Source organism: Chryseobacterium sp. PCH239 (assembly GCF_018924625.1).
Taxonomy (GTDB): domain Bacteria; phylum Bacteroidota; class Bacteroidia; order Flavobacteriales; family Weeksellaceae; genus Chryseobacterium; species Chryseobacterium cucumeris.
The window spans coordinates 1,232,572-1,251,072 of record NZ_CP073027.1; the positions used below are offsets into that span (position 1 = coordinate 1,232,572).

General features: G+C 37.9%; 18 protein-coding genes. 6 read left to right on the forward strand and 12 right to left on the reverse strand.

What is annotated here, in order from left to right; all coding sequences use genetic code 11:
- The first annotated feature begins 22 nt into the window (after positions 1-22).
- On the forward strand, positions 23-445 hold the full coding sequence (locus tag KBP46_RS05715; RefSeq protein ID WP_216444867.1) for a MarR family winged helix-turn-helix transcriptional regulator: 423 nt from the start codon (positions 23-25) through the stop codon (positions 443-445).
- Positions 446-454: 9 nt separating this feature from the next.
- On the opposite strand, the gene KBP46_RS05720 is transcribed toward KBP46_RS05715, so the two are convergent.
- The 9 genes from KBP46_RS05720 to KBP46_RS05760 form a co-directional block, all read right to left on the reverse strand.
- The gene (locus KBP46_RS05720) at positions 455-1,177 is read right to left on the reverse strand and encodes a sterol desaturase family protein (protein ID WP_216444868.1); all 723 of its coding nucleotides are present in this window, start codon (positions 1,175-1,177) and stop codon (positions 455-457) included.
- A gap of 79 nt (positions 1,178-1,256) precedes the next feature.
- The gene (locus tag KBP46_RS05725; RefSeq protein WP_062670440.1) at positions 1,257-1,526 is read right to left on the reverse strand and encodes a hypothetical protein; all 270 of its coding nucleotides are present in this window, start codon (positions 1,524-1,526) and stop codon (positions 1,257-1,259) included.
- Between the two features lie 81 nt (positions 1,527-1,607).
- Positions 1,608-2,948, reverse strand: a complete 1,341-nt coding sequence (locus tag KBP46_RS05730) for a S41 family peptidase (RefSeq protein ID WP_216444869.1) — start codon at positions 2,946-2,948, stop codon at positions 1,608-1,610.
- Positions 2,949-2,954: 6 nt separating this feature from the next.
- Positions 2,955-3,698 (reverse strand): hypothetical protein, encoded by a 744-nt coding sequence (locus KBP46_RS05735; RefSeq protein ID WP_253297217.1) that lies wholly within the window; start codon positions 3,696-3,698, stop codon positions 2,955-2,957.
- Between the two features lie 181 nt (positions 3,699-3,879).
- The gene (locus KBP46_RS05740; protein WP_216444870.1) at positions 3,880-4,803 is read right to left on the reverse strand and encodes a T9SS type A sorting domain-containing protein; all 924 of its coding nucleotides are present in this window, start codon (positions 4,801-4,803) and stop codon (positions 3,880-3,882) included.
- 75 nt (positions 4,804-4,878) lie between these two features.
- Entirely contained in the window at positions 4,879-6,171 is a 1,293-nt protein-coding gene (locus KBP46_RS05745) for a hypothetical protein (protein WP_216444871.1), read from the reverse strand.
- Between the two features lie 324 nt (positions 6,172-6,495).
- Positions 6,496-7,782, reverse strand: coding sequence for a hypothetical protein (locus KBP46_RS05750; RefSeq protein ID WP_216444872.1), 1,287 nt, complete (start codon positions 7,780-7,782; stop codon positions 6,496-6,498).
- 69 nt (positions 7,783-7,851) lie between these two features.
- On the reverse strand, positions 7,852-11,154 hold the full coding sequence (locus KBP46_RS05755) for a TonB-dependent receptor (RefSeq protein ID WP_216444873.1): 3,303 nt from the start codon (positions 11,152-11,154) through the stop codon (positions 7,852-7,854).
- Positions 11,155-11,201: 47 nt separating this feature from the next.
- A complete protein-coding gene (locus tag KBP46_RS05760) occupies positions 11,202-12,158 on the reverse strand; it encodes a FecR family protein (protein WP_253297218.1) in 957 nt (318 codons plus the stop codon).
- Positions 12,159-12,398: 240 nt separating this feature from the next.
- Between KBP46_RS05760 and KBP46_RS05765 the strand changes: the two genes are divergently transcribed.
- The gene (locus tag KBP46_RS05765; protein WP_062670452.1) at positions 12,399-13,025 is read left to right on the forward strand and encodes an RNA polymerase sigma factor; all 627 of its coding nucleotides are present in this window, start codon (positions 12,399-12,401) and stop codon (positions 13,023-13,025) included.
- Positions 13,026-13,712: 687 nt separating this feature from the next.
- On the opposite strand, the gene hxpB is transcribed toward KBP46_RS05765, so the two are convergent.
- Together hxpB and KBP46_RS05775 are read right to left on the reverse strand one after the other, a co-directional pair.
- Positions 13,713-14,360: a hexitol phosphatase HxpB gene (hxpB, locus tag KBP46_RS05770; protein WP_216444875.1), complete on the reverse strand. Its 648-nt coding sequence runs from the start codon at positions 14,358-14,360 to the stop codon at positions 13,713-13,715.
- Between the two features lie 22 nt (positions 14,361-14,382).
- Positions 14,383-15,003 carry a metalloregulator ArsR/SmtB family transcription factor gene (locus KBP46_RS05775; RefSeq protein WP_216444876.1) on the reverse strand — a complete coding sequence of 207 codons (621 nt, stop codon included), beginning with the start codon at positions 15,001-15,003 and terminating at the stop codon, positions 14,383-14,385.
- 194 nt (positions 15,004-15,197) lie between these two features.
- Between KBP46_RS05775 and KBP46_RS05780 the strand changes: the two genes are divergently transcribed.
- The 4 genes from KBP46_RS05780 to KBP46_RS05795 all read left to right on the forward strand — a co-directional run bounded on the left by KBP46_RS05780 (position 15,198) and on the right by KBP46_RS05795 (position 17,430).
- Positions 15,198-15,824, forward strand: a complete 627-nt coding sequence (locus KBP46_RS05780; RefSeq protein ID WP_216444877.1) for a superoxide dismutase — start codon at positions 15,198-15,200, stop codon at positions 15,822-15,824.
- 22 nt (positions 15,825-15,846) lie between these two features.
- Positions 15,847-16,347, forward strand: a complete 501-nt coding sequence (locus KBP46_RS05785) for a DUF2480 family protein (RefSeq protein WP_062670458.1) — start codon at positions 15,847-15,849, stop codon at positions 16,345-16,347.
- 4 nt (positions 16,348-16,351) lie between these two features.
- Positions 16,352-16,909: an NADPH-dependent FMN reductase gene (locus tag KBP46_RS05790; RefSeq protein WP_216444878.1), complete on the forward strand. Its 558-nt coding sequence runs from the start codon at positions 16,352-16,354 to the stop codon at positions 16,907-16,909.
- A 170-nt stretch (positions 16,910-17,079) separates the two neighbouring features.
- Positions 17,080-17,430: a 4Fe-4S dicluster domain-containing protein gene (locus KBP46_RS05795; RefSeq protein ID WP_216444879.1), complete on the forward strand. Its 351-nt coding sequence runs from the start codon at positions 17,080-17,082 to the stop codon at positions 17,428-17,430.
- A gap of 88 nt (positions 17,431-17,518) precedes the next feature.
- Here KBP46_RS05795 and KBP46_RS05800 read toward each other — a convergent pair whose 3' ends face one another.
- Positions 17,519-18,454: a ketopantoate reductase family protein gene (locus KBP46_RS05800; RefSeq protein ID WP_216444880.1), complete on the reverse strand. Its 936-nt coding sequence runs from the start codon at positions 18,452-18,454 to the stop codon at positions 17,519-17,521.
- Between the last annotated feature and the right edge of the window lie 47 nt (positions 18,455-18,501).

Genomic DNA, 18,501 nt, shown 5'->3' on the forward strand with positions numbered 1-18,501 from the left:
AACTAAGTTAAGCATATTTGTAATGAAACCCATTGAAAAAGAATTTTTTAACACATTTACTGATTTCCAATGTCTTATTCTGGCTCACATGAACCGGGGTGACATTAACGGAGTAACTGCTGCTCATTATAATATTATTGAATTTATTATGAGGAAAGGAACAGCAACAGGAAGGGAAATATCACTGGCTTTCAACATTAGCCAGGCAGCCATTTCAAAACAGCTGAAATTTCTGATCGGTCAAGGTTTGATTGTCCGGGAACAAGAGAAAGCAGACCACAGGAAATTCAATCTTTCAGTAACGGATAAAGGAAGGTTTATTGTAGATAATTCTGAAACTTTCCGTAAGGCTATCACTCATCAGACGGCTTCCATACTTACCTCTGAAGAATTAAAAAACTTTAATTATCTGCTGGGTAAAGTTTTGAATAATATAAAACTGTAGTATCCATAGTTACTTATATGTCCTGAATAACCTGTCCCAGATTGAAGTATAAAATCCAAAGTTTTTACTTTCATCCAAATGGTGCTGGTTATGAAACCTGGTTGTTCCCACAAAAAAGCGGTCAAAAGAGGATGGAAAAAACTCTCTGTTCAAGTGTCCTATCGTTCCCCAGATGAGATTAAGCAAAAGATATATTGAAATCGAAATCACAGAAAAATCATGGCCTACAAGTAAAACCAGCATCATCAGTCCGAACCCTATGGTTTCCAAAGGATGCAGAACAAAAAGACTTAAAAAGTTGGTACTGATATGTTCATGGTGTTTTCCGTGTAGAACTTTATAGACCAAAGGTAAATGTGCTGCAAAATGAAATAAATACATCAGAAAATCCATTAAGAGGAGTAAAACAGCTACTTCCGCTATTATTCCAATTACTGATTCTGTCTGCCCCGGCACAATCCATCCTTTTTTCCATAAAAAAGCCCCAAAAAGCATAACAAAACTGTTACATCCTATGGTAAGCAGACTAAGATAAAAGTCAGATCGGGTAACAGGATGATTCTTCTCCTGCAGCTGACTTTTACGACAAGTCTTCTCGATAAAAATATACAACCCTATCGAAAACAGATATAGGAAAATATTAACGATCAGACTGAATATCAACCATTGCGGCCAGGAAAACTGCCAAAATACCTGTAAATAACCGGAAAGTTCTGCCTGAGTAAAATTCATAAGTCTTTCATCCTTCTGCTTGATGTCATAAAGGTATGAATTTCACCGTAAAACCAACCGATAAAGTACATTCCGGGCTTTATTTCTGTCTTGCCTTTCTTCTGAGCTCCCTCAGTCTTGACGTGAGCTTTTTTCTCAAATCGTTATGATAGGCACGGTAGTTTTTGATGCTGTTTTCCAGATTTTTCTTGTTAAGCAGATACTCTTCGTACAGATGTCCCAGTTCTGAAATCTGAGTAATAACCTCTGAAGGCTGACTTTCAGGATCTTCTGCAGCTTCTATCAGCAGACGGTAATATTCAATACGGCTGGTCAGGTTCATGTGAAGTTTTGGTTCTATTCCCTGCATGATTTTATCATTTTAGTTATTTTGTGAATGGGTAAAGGATAAAGATATTTTTTATATTATTTTTTGTTTTTTGAATCCAGCTTATTTCTCCATCATAACCGGAGGCACGTCACTCTGAAATAAAATTTTGATATTTCCATTCTTTTCGTGGTCTGCTGATTTGAAATAACCTCCGTTAAGTGCAGAAGAAATAAGGGTTTCATTGGGATCTCCCAAAGGTAATAATGGCAGTCCGGTAAATTCATTGACATTGCTCTGCGGGGAAATTCCACTACTGTATTCTCCGGCTCCGCTGGCATTAAAGACTTTATAAATCACCGGATGAATCTGCCAGGAAATTTTTCTGGGTTTACGTTTGTCTTCCACTACAAATCCTGCCATATCTTTCCCCAGCGTAGTATCTCCTATCTGAATCACCTGCATATAAGGTTTGAGATTATTCACAACAATCTCGGCGGCAGATGCCGTACTGTTCGATGTGAGGATAAAAACTTTCTGCAATCCCAAAGCATTCGCACGCAAAGTTGTAAAGTCCAAAGCTTTGGGATCGTAAGCAATCTGTTGGGCAAATGTTCTTTTTACTTCCCCTCCGTTTTTATTTCCTTTAAAAATAATGAACGGTGAACCGGATGATAATCCTGAAGGAATCAGGGAGCAAAGAGCTGCAGCAGATGACACCGAACCTCCATAATTGTATCGAAGATCCAGAATTAATTCCTTTACTCCGGCGGCCTTCAATTCCCCAAACTTTTGATATAGCGTTTGAGTCATTCCGTCAGGGAAATCATAGATGTACATATAACCTACTTTTTTACCATTTTTTTCAAAAACTTTGGATAAAACAGGCTGTTCAAAAGAGAAACCATAGTAAACGGTGATGTTTTTTTCATCCGTAACGCTTCCGTTTTGCCACTTTCCAACGGTAAGCTCTACAACCGTCTGGTCTTTAATGGACGAAGCCATTGCTTCGGCATTCGCGGCTGTCATTACTTTTCCATTGACTTTGGTAATGATCATTCCTCTCTCCAGTCCTGCATTGAAAGCCGGGGAGTTTTGCAGCACCAGCTTCACTACAGTAACCACTTCATTATTAGCAAGCTGAACAATGGTATAGTCAAAACCGTACATATTCCTTATAGAACGTGGATACGAAGAGGAATCTTCCGTATTCACCATAAAAGAAAACCGATCTTTGGGAGACAGCAGACTTTTGAAAAAATCTTTTACAGGAAGCTGATAATCCGGTTTTGCAGGCATCTCATCTGCCCAGTAATAATACCGTTTCATACTGTCCTGAACCCATAGATTCACAAATTCTGTACTTCCCTCCGGAAAAACGGGTGCGCTTTCGTCATTATTATTGGTACACGAAATGAGAAAAACTGCGATGGCAATATATTGAAGTTTTAAAAAGTTTTTCATATATAATTACAGATATTCTGCTACGTCAATATCTCCTTTTACCACCCATTCTCCATTTTCCATTTTTTCCTGAAGTACAATCATATTGGCGCCCGTGTGTTGTTTTAATTTCACCTGAATCATTTTAGATCCTGCGTAAGGCGCTGTAGTTCCCGGTTTGTATAATTCAAGATATATGGGAGCTGTTGAGCTGAAGAAGCTATAGATTTTCACTGCAGTAAAGTTGTCTTTCCCTATATTGTCAAACTCGGCAAGTACGACTCCGTTTTCTCTTTTCAAAATGCCTTTCACTTCTTTGAGAGAGCTTCCGGAAAATTCTCCCAGATTGGGAAAAATAAATTCAAAACCTACTTTCCCGAGGTTCACCTGAGGTTTTACTGCAGAGGTCTGCAGATAAATTCCGGGAAGATTAAAAAAGTAGAGGTTTTTATAATCATTTATATTGTCATATGTAATATTGTATTTTGCAATTTCAGCGCCTGTATCATTATTATAGACAGACAATTTATTAGTTTCTCCCTGATCCAGAACAAACTGAAGCCGGGTTTCAATTTTATTGGTATAGGACGTTTTTCCTTCAATGGATACAGGCTGTCCGTTCAACCTCAGCTGAAGGACATCAGGTTTGGAAAATCCTTTGATATTAACCTCTCCGGGTTTCTGTACTTTATCATACAGCTCCATCGTATTGCTGTCTGTACATGAAAAAAGTGCAGCAAAAAACAGTAGTAATGCAAAGATTTTATTCATCTTTTTCAATTATTTCTTGTAAAAGTTTAAAAATATTGCCCGGCCCATGAGCCGGGCAATATATAATTATAAAAAAACTAGTTGGATATGTTCTGGATAACCTTTTTGCGAAGGCTACCCATTCTTTTATATTAAAATTTCATGGTGTTTCTAAAAATCAGATTCTAAGGGGGCGGAATGATTATTTTTTAATAAACTTCAGCCTTTCCGTAATCTTTCCATCCGTAATTTCTGCGATATACGCTCCGGATGTAAGCCCTGCTGTGTTGATCGCTTTAGCATATGGAGTGGTTAAGACTTTTTGTCCTGCTGCATTGTAAATATTGACTACAGTTGTATTTTCTTTCAATGCTGGGTTAAGATGCAGCTGTAAAGATTCTCTTACCGGATTTTCTGCTATTTGTGTTACAATTTTGTTTCCTTTTACATCCTTAGTTCCCAAAAATGAAGTAGCATAAATTCCTATTTCATCAATATTGATGTTCTGGACATTGTTTCCGCTTGTTTTTCTGTTTGACCACATTCCGATATAGATCTTTTTTCCCGCAAAAGCAGAAAGATCTACAAGAGATTCTACAAACTGGGTAAGATCTGCCGGAAAAGGATTGGCTGAGTCACCTACCTGTATTTTATACATACTCTGAACATCATTTCCGTCTGCATCTACGGTCATTGCCTGAAAGTCCGATAACGTTGGAACTTCTTTCTGCGGTGTGCTTACATAGATAAAAAGTTCTCTGGCAACAATCGTGTGAGTAGATCTCTGTCTCCCGATATAGGCGGCCAGTGTAATGGTTCCTGCAGTATTGGTAAGGTCAATCTGAGGAGAAATAATCCAGTCATTTTCTGTGGTGAATCCGTTAGCATTTCCAGTTGGAACCAAATTGATAGAATGGCGTAGAACACCTGCAGTTCCATAGGCCAAGGTAGTTCCGTTGTGATAGATGTTTTCTCCCTGTACCCATCCGTTTCCATTGCTATTAAGGTCATGAAAAGTCCAGCCCTGAAGATCGGCAGGAGTATCAAACGAATTTCCCCATACCAGAGACTGTGCTGCAGCCAGGTGGGATAAAAACAGAACAGATGATAAAATTATTTTTTTCATAATGCTGATGATTAAAATTTTTGAAGTAAAAGCAAGGAATCAGCATGTGCTGTTCCCTGCTTTTTAAAGTTTTTATTATTCTACAATGGAGAAGTTGTATTTTGTCCAAAGTCCCTGGAAGTTTCCACAGTTTCTTGGAGAAACATTCCAACCACCTTCGTTGAAGAAAGGCTGGCTCATACCCCATAGAGTTGCAGGAGTACCAGTCGCCAGGTTAGCTGCAGGGATTCCTGCTGTACCTGTACCTGTAACTGAAGTAGTAAATCCGTGAACCTGGATGGTGCTGTATGCTGAAGCTGAAGAAAGCTCAGAACCTGTACCTTCTACTTTGATACCCACAGGATAACCTGTAACGACAGCGTTATTTAATGTTAATCTTCCGTGTCTTCTGATGTGGATACCGTTTTCATATAAAGCACCTTTAGTAGAGTTCTTAGAACCAACGATAGTAAGGTTGTTGATCACCGGATGAGTCAACAATGTTGTAGAAGAACCTTCTGCGTTGTTATCAAGCTCGATACCGTTAGAATCCGGGCTTGATCCGCTAAGACTGTGTGTAGAGTTGTAATCTGCCAAAGCTAATGCACAAGTAATAGTTCCTGTATATCCGTTATCGAAATCGAAGTTATCATCATCTGCAGCAAAAGAAACAAGGTTTGAAGCGTTTACAGTTCCTCCGAAGAATTCAAAAGAGTCATCTTTCCCGAAAGAAACCTGAATATGATCCAAAGTAGTTCCGTTTCCTACTCCTCCTAACGTAAGACCGTTGATTTCGTTACCTGAATTCGGAGCTAAAAGATCATATCCTGCAAACTCGATACGAACATATTTTAATGTTCCTCCGTTATGGGAAGCATTGGTACCTCCGTAATAGAAATCAGGACCGGATAATCCTTCAATTGTTTTTGTGAATGGAGTGTTTGTAGGCGCATCACCTAATATAACAACACCTCCGAAGTCACCAGGAGCAGCAGTTGTATCTTCGTTTCCGTCTAACAATTTGTAGCTGGTGAAAATAATAGGCTGAGCCTCTGTACCCGCTGCATTGATTTTTCCTGTTTTAGCAATTACCAAAACTCCGGTAGCTGTATTGTTTGCGCTTGGCTTGGCTTTAATGAATGTACCCGGCTGGATTGTTAATGTAGCTCCATTTTTTACCGTTACAATTCCATTTAGTTCAACTACTCCACTCCATGTAGTATTTGAAGTAATATCACCACTTACACTGGTTACCGGAAGCGCAGAAGCTGTAAGGTACTCAGCAGAAGTAGATTTCATTTCGAATGGAGAAGATGAATCTGCCAGTTGATCATTTTGACAAGCTGTAAGAGATAATGCTGCCACTGCAATTAGAGTTAGTCTTTTCATTGTTATAATTTTTAATAAATCCGGTCGTGTTATTTTTATACCAGATCAGTTTTTTATTCAGGAATATCCTCCTCTCTATTCCTTCGATTTGTTTTTTGGTGTTCATCCCATCGCTGCAGGAGGAGCTGCATTGCGGGCGTTCCCATGAAAATCGTTAATGCCTGGGAAAAGCTGTTAACGTCCGGTTTTTTCAGAACTGTACTGCTGTGCGCATCATCAGTATTATTTCAGTTTTTGATCAGGTTCCCGAAACCTGTACGCTGCTATAATTAAGATATCTTTTTAATCTAAGTGCCTATTTTCTTACTCATAGATTTCGTCTCCTTATTCTAAAATGGAGAAATTATACTTAGTCCAAAGTCCTTGAAAATTGCCACAATTCCTTGGTGAGATATTCCATCCTCCTTCGTTAAAAAATGGCTGATTCATTCCCCAAACGGAAGCAGAAAGTCCAGTAGATAAGTTCAACATAGGAATTCCCGCTGTTCCGGCACCTATTACAGAAGTTATAAATCCGTGGACCTGAATGGTATTATAGTTAGACCCCGAAGAAAGCACTGAGCCTGTACCTTCTACCTTAATTCCTATAGGGTATCCGGTAACAACAGCATTATTTAATGTTAGCCTTCCATTTCTTCTAACATAAATTCCATTTCCATACTTTTCTCCCATTGTAGTTTTCCATACTCCAATTATTGTAAGATTGTTAATTACAGGATGTGTTACTAATGCTGTGGATGTTCCATCAATATTATTATCGAGTTCAATACCATGAGAGTCATTGACTGTCCCACTGAGACTATGAGTAGAATTATAATCTGCTAAAGCCAGTGCACAGGTGATAGTTCCTGTATACCCGTTATTAAAATCAAAATTATCATCATCGGGTGCAAAAGAAATAAGGTTGGATGCATTTACATTTCCTCCATAAAATTCAAAGGAATCATCTTTACCATAAGATACCTGAATATGGTCGATAGTTGTACCACTCCCCACTCCGGCTAATGTAAGACCGTTTATTTCATGAATGGTATTTGGATAGATCTCTGCTCCTCCAAATTCAATGCGAACATACTTCAATATTCCCGCGTTATGATTTTGGTTAGTCCCACCATAATAATAATCTGGTCCGAAAAGTCCCTCAATGGTTGTTGTAGAAGGCGTGTTTGTTAAAGCATCACCCAATATAATCAATCCGCCAAAGTCACCAGCAGCTCCAATAGTATCTTCACTTCCATCTAATAATTTATAGCTTGTAAAAATAATAGGTTGGTTTTCTGTTCCTACGGCATTAATTTTTCCTGTTTTATTAATGATCAGCATTCCTGATGGCTCTGCTATTCCTTTGGGTTTTGCCTTAATATAAGTTCCGGGAAGGATTGTCAGTGTTGCTCCATCTTTTACCGTTACTATACCATCAATTTCAATAACTCCACTCCAGGTTGTATTCGTGGTAATGTTACCACTTACAGTAACTACTGGAAGTGCAGAAGCAGTAAGATATTCTGAGGAAGTTGCCTTCAGTTCGAACGAAGATTGCTTATCTTCAAGCCTCTCCTGCTGACAAGCTGTAAGGAAGGATAATATTATAATTCGAATTAACTTTTTCATTGTACCGTCTTAATTATTATGTTATATTTTTCTATTTTTATTAAACCATGTATGTCTTAAGTTTTGTTTTTAAAACATATAATTCACACTTAGGCTGAACATTCTTCCGCTGTAGGCCCGAAACATAATCTTATCAATGTTCTTATCATATCTGTCTGTTGCACCAGGTAAAAGTCCCCACGCTTCCCGCTCAGTTCCAATGGCACTCCCCAATCCTAGAGGGATCACATAGGAATTATAATTATTATAGTATTCCTTTACCCTGTTGAATAAGTTTCTGGCATTTAATTTTAATTCAAGGTTTTTATTCCGAAGAAATTTATAGGAGATCTGTGCGTCTGCCACAGCATAAGGGCGCTGTATTTCTTCTCCTTTGTAAGCATACCCAACAGTGATATACTGATCTCCTTTAGCATTGTATAAAAAACTCAGTCCCAAACGATCACCATCATACGTCAATCCAAGATTGTAAGCATAAGGAGTCTGTCCGTAAAGCGGGCGTTTCACTTCATAGGTTTCATCATTATCACCTGTTTTGTACAGATCTTTAAAAGCCACTACTTTGGTATGGTTATACGTAAAATTTCCGCTTATGAAAAGCTTTTCCAGAAAGGTTCCGTCTGCAATAAATCCTAAATTCTTTCTTACTTCAGCTTCCACTCCCAATAATTTTGCATTTTTCGAATTACCATTATAGAGATATAAATTTCCTTCGCTGGAAATATGTCCCTCACGTTCTATGGGTCTGTCTATATTTTTATAATACAGTCCTGCAGAAAATATTTCTCCCAACCCGGGAAACCATTCAAATTTGAAATCATAATTATTAATAACAGAGGATGTCATTTCTGTATTATAAATTAAACCATTAGCTATCGGATCGAAATATGGAAGTCCTGTTCTTTCATTGAACTGAGGACGGATCACAGATCTGTTGTAAGCAAGCCTTAGATTAATTTTATTGGTAGGACTGTAGGTAAAGTTCGCTGAGGGCATCCATTGCCACGGTTTATCTTCAACGGCTGCTCTTTCAACATTCTTTGTATCAGTTGGGTCCAATTGCTGTGAGATAAGATCATATTTAAAGTATTCTGCACGAAGTCCCCAAACTAATCTTAATTTCTTCCAACGGTTATCAAACATCACAAAAACCGCATGCTGTTTTACTTCTCCTTCATATTGATCATTTTTATACAATGCCTTGGTTTCCCAGCCAATACCACCCGGAACATATTGAGATCCATTGAACCAATCCGCAAGGGTACCATACATCGTCAGGTAATTTTTTTCGCTATTCGGAACATCCCGGTTCTCATCGACCCTTAAGAAGAATTTCTGCTGTTGGTTGGTGTTATTCTTTAATGTTCCTGCATATCCTGTCATCACCGTATTTTTAAAATTTCCTGTATCCAGATCCCATTTTACTGAAGCTCCGTAATTGTAATCGGTTTCTTTGTTGGCGATATATCCTCTGTAGAAATTTCCGCCGGTATTATAAATTTTATGATAGGTCAGAATTTCACTTCCAATAAAATCATAGAGGGTCAGATATTGGGTATAATCTTTCGTATCAGACGTTATGCCGGTTCTTGCTGCAAACCAGCTGACTTCAGTGTTTCCTATTTTGTGATTCCCTTCCAGTTTATTCTGCAAAAGGGTCTGAAAAATGGGATAGTTGGTATTATCAGTATAAGGTCTGTCTAAGTTTTTGATCTGAGCCGGATCATTATTGGGGATGACACCGTTGTAAAAATAATTATAGGCTAATTCTGCATTGGATGCCATGGCACTACCAGTGGTATATTCATTCCAACCTGTAACTCTTGTTAATGTATTATCAAAAATATGAGTGTATGAATTACGGAATGAAATTCTGTTTTTTCCCAGCTGAAGTCCAAAATTGAGCATCCCTGCCAACGTAGAGTTATAATTATAGGAAGCCCCTTTGTTTTTGAAATTATAAAATGGTATTGGAGCAACTCCCTTTGTTTCCCAATCGGCAACATAAGGTCCGGTGGTATCCAGCCAGTTTCCTCTTCCCGTATGGTCAATATCCAGCTTATTCTGTTCATTTCTGATGACAAATGCTCCGGCAAATCCCCATTTATTATTGTTTTTAAGAGCATATGTCCTTCCTAATGCCAGCTGTATATTAGATCCCATATCACCTCTGGTTTTATAGGTGCTGAAATTGTCATTGGTAAACTGCCTGGACTGTTCAAAAAACCTTGGATCTGTCCAGTTCATCGGCTCCAGTCCTTTGGGAAAATCTCTTGTACCGTCATCATACCCGAAATAGTCGTACTTTCCTCGCTTGCGGGTCAGAAATTCTTTGAAAGCCGACTGGTCATTATACGAAGTTCCTAACGTAACTGTTGTAAAGTTTTCATTGGGAATATCCTTGGTTCTCACTTCTACGTAACCTCCTGCAAAGCTGGCATTCATATCAGGAGTGGCTGATTTGCTTACCACCACACTTTCTACCATTGCTGTAGGAATTATATCAAATGAGAAGTTCTGGTTATACGCTTCCGTGCTTGGCAGGTTGATTCCGTCCATGGCCGCGGTGTTCCAACGTTCTCCCATGGATCTTACCACTACATATTTATTATCAATGGTGGTAATTCCTGTTACCCTTTTCAAAGTTCCTCCTACATCGCTATCCGGTGTCTTGGAAATTTGTTCCGCTGAAATACCATCACTCATCTGCGCTGCTTTCTTCTGTTGGGCAAGAAGTCCCGCCTGAGTATCTGCTTTACGAGATGCAGTAATTACTACTTCTTTGATGTCTGTAATTTTATCTGAGGCCTTGTTTAAAGCAAATGAAACAGCATTCGTTTCTTTGTTCGTAACAGACAGTTTTTCAACTCTCAGCGTATTATATTTAGGTGCTTTTATCGTCAGATTATAAGTTCCCGAGGGAAGATCTATGGTAAAGTCACCGTTATTATCAGTGACCACTGTTTTCTGAGCTACAGTGACTTCTGCTCCGGTAATGGGATTTCCTACTTCATCCACTATTTTACCGGAAATTCGTCCGTTTCCCAATGCGGAAATATTTGAACTTTCATATTTTATCGAAATAAGATCACCATGCAGTCGGTAAATAATAGGAAGTCCGTTGGTAATATCCTTCAGACAGTTGTTGACAGAAGTATTTTCACATTTCACTCCTTTTACCTTCAGCTCTTTAATGTCTACCTTGGAATATGCCAGTCTCATTCCCGTTTTTCCGGCAAATTCTTCCAAAACTTCAATCAACGGTCTGTTGGCAGGTACAGAAAATGTTACTTTCTGCACCAGCTCCTGAGCTTCTGCGGCTACAGTAAAAAATAAGGCTGCTATGGTAATCCCACATTTCAAACTTTTCATACTTAATAGTGTTCTCTTGATTATGATTATTTATTTTTTATAATGATTTATTTCTTAAGGATATAGGTATTTTCTTTTTTCTGTACTTCCAGTCCCAGGATGAAAGCCAGTGATTCAATATTTTCTCCGACCGTTCCTCCCGTAAAATCCGCAGTAATTTTTTTATCTTCAGCTTCCTTAGGATATTGAACCTTTGTATGATAATTGCTTTCCAGGACTACTACTACTTCTTTTAAAGGAACATCGTTAAAACTCAGAGACAATATTGCAGCAATTCTGTCTGCTGAATTTTTTACAGGTTTCAGTGAAATAACTGCCGTAGTATGAGCAATTCCGAAGTTGGTCCACTTCTGATTAGGCTTAAGGAAAGAAACAGGAACCCCGGGAGTGGATACAGCCACCTTTCCTTCATAAAGATCAACCGCTTTTCTCTTCCCGGACTGTGAGATTTTAAATACCGTTCCTAATACTTTGGTACTGAAACCATCAGCACGAACGATGAATGGATGTGTTTTAGATTTTGCCACAGAGAAGATTGCATCTCCTTTTAAATCCACGACTCTGGTGGACGCAGGAAAAGATTTCTCTACAGTCAGTACAGCGCCTTGTAAAAGAGTAACCACAGATCCGTCTTCAAGACGAACAATACGATTTCCGGATTTTGCAATATATACGTCAGGCTTAATGAACATGGTGTAGGTAAATATTCCGCCCAATGATAAAAGCAGAATAATAACTGCAGCCATTTTATAGAGATGTGTTGTAAAGCTCTTTACAAATGAAATAGAAATACTATCTGTTTGAGGAAAATAATACTCCAGTCCGGATAATACTCTTTCTTTGGACTCTTTCATATGAATAGCATCCAGATTTTTTTCTGTCTGAGTTCTCCATAGTTTTAAAAGTTCATTTTCTTTTTCAGAGATTGAGTCTTCCGAAACTTCCCGTTCCCAAAGTCTGAAAACAAAGGCTTCAATATTTTTATATGGTAAAAGTTTTTTCATAAGGTCTTTCATGTATTCACAGATACTTCTATCTATAAGACAGAGAAAATGAAAAACTTCCCCAGGATATTCTTAACGTTATATTCACATTACAACCAAATTGTTAATAATTTTCATCCTTTTTCACATTTACTCAACATTAACGTCATATTTGAGTCCTGTTTTTCAGAAATATTTAATCTTATCACACCCAAAGTTCACAAAAAGTTAATTTTCCTTTAGGTAATTTTGTATCACAATATGAGCCCAACAGACTATATATTATTAAAGAAAATAAAATCAGGCGACCGTCCTGCATTTATGCTGCTGTATGACCGATACTGGGATAGTCTATATCGCTTTGTTTTTGTACGGACACGGGATAAAGAAGTTTCTGAAGAAATTCTTCAGAATCTATGGATGAAGATTCTTGAAAATACAGATGTGATACAAACCGATGAAACAGAAAGTGCCAAAGGCTACCTTCTCCGTCACCTTCATTACCGGATTATTGATTTTTATAACAGCTACAAAAAAGCTCCTCCTACTCTGAGTATTGACGAGTTTGATATTCCGAATGAAATTGAAATGGCAGATTCAGATTATTTTGAAATTCTTGAGGAAAATGAAATTTCTGCTTTGTTATCCATGATTGATGAGGTGGTTTCTCAGCTTCCCTCAACAGAGCAACAGGTCTACGATATGAGAATCAGGAAAAATATGTCGGTCAATGAAACAGCAGAAGCACTGGGAATCAGCAACAAGACCGTGAGCAATAAGCTAAGCAAAGCTTTGGGAGAAATCCGTGAACAACTGAATCCGGAGTATAAGTCTTCTAAAAAGCTGGTTTCTATTTTGTTATTGATGGAGGTGTTGACGAAGTATTGATTTTGGGGTTCGGGATGCGAGATGCGAGGATATGTCAATGGTCAATTTGCTGTGAAGTCAATAGTCCATTTTGTAACATCATTTAACATTCACAGCGGAGCGGATTCACCTTTCACCTTTCACTTTAATGTCAATAGTCAATTTTTATAACATCATTTAACATTCACAGCGGAGCGGATTCACCTTTCACCTTTCACTTTAATGTCAATAGTCAATTTGCTAAGCAGTCAATAGTCAATTTTTATAACACCTGTTAAAATTCACAGCGAAGCGGATTCACCTTTCACCTTTCACTTTAATGTCAATAGTCAATTTGCTACGCAGTCAATAGTCAATTTTTATAACACCTGTTAAAATTCACAGCGAAGCGGATTCACCTTTCACCTTTCACTTTAATGTCAATAGTCAATTTGCTACGCAGTCAATAGTCAATTTTTATAACACCTGTTAAAATTCACAGCGAAGCGGATTCACCCTTAACCTTTCACTTTAATTTCAATAGTCAATTTGCTACGCAGTCAATAGTCGATTTTTATAACACCTGTTAAAATTCACAGCGAAGCGGATTCACTTTTCACCTTTCACTTTAATGTCAATAGTCAATTTGCTAAGCAGTCAATAGTCAATTTTTATAACACCTGTTAAATTCACAGCGGAGCGGATTCACTTTTCACTATTCACTATTCACTATTCACCAAATACCGGCAGAAAAATGGTATTAAAATCCATGATTTTAAAATCGGCAAGATTTGAATCTAAATTTTCGTCATTATTGGTGAAAATGATAGTCTGCATTCCTGCTTCTTTTGCTGCCTTAAGCCCTGACTGACTGTCTTCAATAGCAATACAGTGTTCCGGACAAACTCCCAAATTTTTTGCAGAAGTAAGATATACGGCAGGATGAGGTTTTCCCTGATTTTCAAACTCTGATGAGTGAATGGTATCAAACAGGTCATGAATCTGAAGCTTTTCAAGCACCGCATGTGCTACACGTAAAGGAGCATTGGTAGCCAGCCCTATTTTGTAGTCCTTGTTCTTAAGATTTTTAATAAACTTCTCTACACCAGACATGGTACAGTTTTCGGTCTGTATCATTTCGATTACTCTTGTAACCACTTTATTTTCCAGATCAGAGGCATCAAAATTTTCCCAGGGAAATCTTTTATACCAGAATTCGGTAACTTCCTGAGTGGTCATATACTTTGTTTGTGCCGCAAGATCATCCGTAACCTGCACTCCATAAGATGAAAATACATCCAGTTCTGCCTGGGTCCAGAATTTTTCTGAGTCTACCAGAACACCATCCATGTCAAATATTACTGCTTTTACAACCATTTTTTTAATGATAAATGATAAGTTATTGGCTGATTTTATACACGCAGCGCTGTCCACCGGAAATAATGTGATCTACTCTTTCCACTGTATACTCCTTCCCTATCAAAGATTGGAAATTGGATAATTCTGCCCGACAGAAGCCCTGACATTCGGTTGCAGCCGCACATATCGGACAATGGTTTTCAATCAGAAAATAGTCTGTGCCTTCTTTTTTCCATTCTGCCATATAGCCTTCATCACTACGGACTTTTGCAAGAGATTCAAGACGCTGCTCCAGAGATTTTGTCTTGGAAAGTACTTTTTCATACCGTTTATGGGTGTTTTTTTCCCGGTCACTGATCAATAATTCCAAAGCATTTTCCCCTAAAAGATTTTTCACTGATTTCAAAATCTGAACGGTCACATCTGCGTGCGTATCCGGGAATTGAGACAGTCCTTTCTCTGTAAGCGTATAATAAGTAGAAGGACGGCCAACTCCTTCACTCTTCACCGAAGACCGGATCAATCCTTCCTGAGCAAGGTTGAGCAAGTGTTTTCTTGCGCCTTCTTTAGTGATTGACAATTCTTCAGCAATAAGAAGGGAGGTAGCTTCACCCCTCATCTTTAAAAACATCAGAATACGATCTGCTGCCGGCTTCTTCATTTGACAATATTTAGGTTGTTTTATTTTTCAACAACAAATATAGTCATTTTCTATAATTTCAAAAAAACAAAGCTAAAATAAAGATTTACAATATCTTATTGATTCAAATCACAAAAGCAATAAAACAACATAAAAGTTGTTTTATTAAAATATATTTCTACCTTTGTGGTACAATAATAAAAAAAATAAATACGATGAACCCATTTACATTACCACAATTGCCTTATGCTTATGATGCTCTGGCTCCTTTTATAGATAAAGAGACAATGACGATTCACCATCAGAAACATCATCAGGCTTATGTAGATAATCTGAATGCAGCATTGGCACAAACCAACGAAACGAATCCTGATCTGGATTCCTTATTGCAAAGAATCAGCGAATACAGTCCTGCTGTAAGAAATAATGGTGGCGGCCACTATAACCATTCTTTATTCTGGGAAATTCTTTCCCCTCAACCTAAGCTTATTCCTCAAGGGATGCTTCATGATGATATTACAGCCACTTTCGGAAGTCTTGACAATCTAAAAGCAGAAATGAAAAAAACAGGTTTGTCGCAGTTTGGTTCGGGATGGGTATGGTTATTTGTAAAATTCAACGGATCACTGGCCATCAGCTCTACTCCTAATCAGGATAATCCGATGATGGATATTCTTTCCACCAACAGAGGTTTTCCGATTCTGGGAATAGATGTCTGGGAGCATGCCTATTACTTGAATTATCAGAATAAACGTGCAGATTACCTTGATGCTTTCTGGTCTGTACTGGATTGGTCTGCTGTAGAAAGAAAATATGAAGAAGCTTTATCAAAAGTGAGATAAGTAACACTAAAGTAAACTAACTATGACTGAGGAAAATTTTATCAATAAAGCAAAGGCTTCAGGCATTATTGCCCTTGACCTTTCAGAATACAAACCCACTACGGAAATTGTAGAACTGGATATCAAAGATCATCTTTTCATGGGAATGATTGTCAAGGAGAAAGAATTTAAGGAATCAATTGCTGTGGTGGATTTTTCTATATACAACGAAAAAGCAGTAGGAATTATCTGTTCTACGGATGCCATTATTCCTCCCTGGGCTTATATGCTGATTATGGAAAAATTATTTCCTTATGCTTCTTATGTAGATTTAAATAACGCAGAAACAATACTGCTCGATCTCTGGAAACGACGTCTCATTTATGCTGATCTTAAACGGTATAAAAATCAGAAAGTGGTGGTCCGGGCAAGTACCAGTCATGATCCTGCTTTGTATTTATTAGCAGCAGGATTATTAAAACCTCTGGTAAAAACATTGATGTACGGCGAGATAGGGTTACCTAAAGTAATTTTTAAACAATAAAAAAATGAAAGCTATCATATTCAACGGATCACTGGAAAGAAGAACTTTATCTACTTCCGGACTGATTTCAGATTATTTCTCAGAACGTCTGAAAACGCTGGGAATTCACACGAATATTTTTACCCTTGCTGATTCTGGAATCCCTTTATTCGATGTTACTCTCAACAAAACTCCTTTGGCTGTAGAACGTATGACTCAGATGTTCACTGATGCTGATTTGCATATCTGGCTGGCTCCTCTTTACCACGGAAGTATTCCTGGAGTGATGAAAAACTGTCTGGACTGGCTTGAAGTAACTGCCAACAGATACGAACCTTATCTTACGGATAAAACTGTGGGGCTGGTATGCTGGGCAGATGGTCTGCAGGCCATGCAGGGAATCAATGCCATGGATTCTATTGCCAAATCATTGCGTGCATGGCCATTGCCATTTAGCGTTCCCATTGTCAGGTCATCATTATTTACGGATGAGCAATCCACTCAAATTTCGGATCTGTATTCCGATAAGTTTGATAAACTTATCAGCATTGCAGCTTCTAAAAAAATTGCCATTAGTGACTAAGTACCGGCAGAAATTGCTGCATATTAATGATTTAAATAAAAAATAGCACACTTTATGCTGCTTATTTTCAAAGAACAGTGTTAAACTGCTGTCATTTAAGTTTAGCAGGGATTTCAGAATCGTTCAACGTTGACGGAATCCCTTTTTTAAACCCTTTAAATTCAAACAATATGGCTATAAAAATAACAGATGCCTGTATCAACTGTGGAGCCTGTGAACCTGAATGCCCCAACTCAGCCATTTACGAAGGTGCTATCGACTGGCGCTGGAAAGACAAAACCAAGCTTTCAGGACATATTACATTCCCCGACGGCACAAAAGATGATGCTGACGCTTACCATCCTGCTGTCTCAGATGAAGTGTACTATATCGTATCCGGAAAATGTACGGAATGTAAAGGCTTTCACGAAGAGCCTCAATGTAAGGCTGTATGCCCTGTAGACTGCTGTGTGGATGATCCTGATCACAGGGAAACGGAAGAAGTACTATTGGACAGACAAAAATTCATGCACAGTGCTTAATCAGCTTCTATCTTTTATATTTAATTTCAATAAAGGCGGGTTAAAAACCCGCCTTCTTTATCATTTTTTATCTGGTATTAGCACAAAGTTATTTTGCTTTAATCTCGGTATAAATTTTTTGAGTAAAAGGAGCTTCTACCTCTGTTTCAGTACCATATTTCAATACAGCACCTGCAAACAATTCCAGTTCGTTATCCTTCTTTCCTGAATTGATATCAAGCTGTAAGGAAGTTGGAGTTTCAAAAGGAAATGTAGAAGCTTTCTTAAAAGTAGCTTCAACAATATCTTCCTGAAGATTTATTCCTTTCTTAGCAGCAATCTGTTGTATTTCTTTCATAATTCCGGTGGCTTCATTCTTTTGCTGCTCATCGGTACATACCGCTCCCATGGACGAGTTATGTTTAGCTGTTACCAATCCAAAGCTTGCTATAAATATGAATTTTGTCCAGATATCTTTTAATGAATTATCTTTAAAATCAAAGTCAATTTTACTTTCACTCAATAGCTCTGTAATCCATTCTATAGGTGCAGAAAAATGCTCAGGATCTCTTCCCACTATGATTTTACCTGCATTACCTTTATGTTCTACAGTTCCTCTTTCCTTAATATGAGAAGCTACATATACACAAGTTGGCAGAACAGTATGATCAGGAATAATGGTGCGTATTCTGTCATAGATATCTGCTCCGTTCATCATCGGAAGAAGGACAGTATCTTTATGAATGACTGGCAGTAATTGTTTACAGACATTTTCAAGATCATACTCTTTTACACAAATCAGTACCAGATCAGGATTTTTGATCTCACTGATGTTCTGCACGATATCATTAGGATAAGTCTGTGAATTGGAATGCTCCGGAGACAGCAATGTCAATCCGTTTTCTTTTACTTTATCATAAGTTTCTCCGCGGGCAACAAACGAAACGGTATATTTTCCTGTAGTTTCATTAATCTGATTGATTTTAAAACCAAAATAACCACCTACACCACCCAATCCTACTACTACAATATGTTTTTTGTTCATGAAATTATTTTTAAGCAAAGATCAGCGATGACATTTAAAATATCACT

Coding starts and splice junctions, on each gene's coding strand:
- KBP46_RS05715 (WP_216444867.1), top strand. CDS start 23: ATGAAACCCATTGAAAAAGAATTTTTTAACACATTTACTGATTTCCAA.
- KBP46_RS05720 (WP_216444868.1), bottom strand. CDS start 1,177: ATGAATTTTACTCAGGCAGAACTTTCCGGTTATTTACAGGTATTTTGG.
- KBP46_RS05725 (WP_062670440.1), bottom strand. CDS start 1,526: ATGCAGGGAATAGAACCAAAACTTCACATGAACCTGACCAGCCGTATT.
- KBP46_RS05730 (WP_216444869.1), bottom strand. CDS start 2,948: ATGAAAAACTTTTTAAAACTTCAATATATTGCCATCGCAGTTTTTCTC.
- KBP46_RS05735 (WP_253297217.1), bottom strand. CDS start 3,698: ATGAATAAAATCTTTGCATTACTACTGTTTTTTGCTGCACTTTTTTCA.
- KBP46_RS05740 (WP_216444870.1), bottom strand. CDS start 4,803: ATGAAAAAAATAATTTTATCATCTGTTCTGTTTTTATCCCACCTGGCT.
- KBP46_RS05745 (WP_216444871.1), bottom strand. CDS start 6,171: ATGAAAAGACTAACTCTAATTGCAGTGGCAGCATTATCTCTTACAGCT.
- KBP46_RS05750 (WP_216444872.1), bottom strand. CDS start 7,782: ATGAAAAAGTTAATTCGAATTATAATATTATCCTTCCTTACAGCTTGT.
- KBP46_RS05755 (WP_216444873.1), bottom strand. CDS start 11,154: ATGAAAAGTTTGAAATGTGGGATTACCATAGCAGCCTTATTTTTTACT.
- KBP46_RS05760 (WP_253297218.1), bottom strand. CDS start 12,158: ATGAAAAAACTTTTACCATATAAAAATATTGAAGCCTTTGTTTTCAGA.
- KBP46_RS05765 (WP_062670452.1), top strand. CDS start 12,399: ATGAGCCCAACAGACTATATATTATTAAAGAAAATAAAATCAGGCGAC.
- hxpB (WP_216444875.1), bottom strand. CDS start 14,360: ATGGTTGTAAAAGCAGTAATATTTGACATGGATGGTGTTCTGGTAGAC.
- KBP46_RS05775 (WP_216444876.1), bottom strand. CDS start 15,003: ATGAAGAAGCCGGCAGCAGATCGTATTCTGATGTTTTTAAAGATGAGG.
- KBP46_RS05780 (WP_216444877.1), top strand. CDS start 15,198: ATGAACCCATTTACATTACCACAATTGCCTTATGCTTATGATGCTCTG.
- KBP46_RS05785 (WP_062670458.1), top strand. CDS start 15,847: ATGACTGAGGAAAATTTTATCAATAAAGCAAAGGCTTCAGGCATTATT.
- KBP46_RS05790 (WP_216444878.1), top strand. CDS start 16,352: ATGAAAGCTATCATATTCAACGGATCACTGGAAAGAAGAACTTTATCT.
- KBP46_RS05795 (WP_216444879.1), top strand. CDS start 17,080: ATGGCTATAAAAATAACAGATGCCTGTATCAACTGTGGAGCCTGTGAA.
- KBP46_RS05800 (WP_216444880.1), bottom strand. CDS start 18,454: ATGAACAAAAAACATATTGTAGTAGTAGGATTGGGTGGTGTAGGTGGT.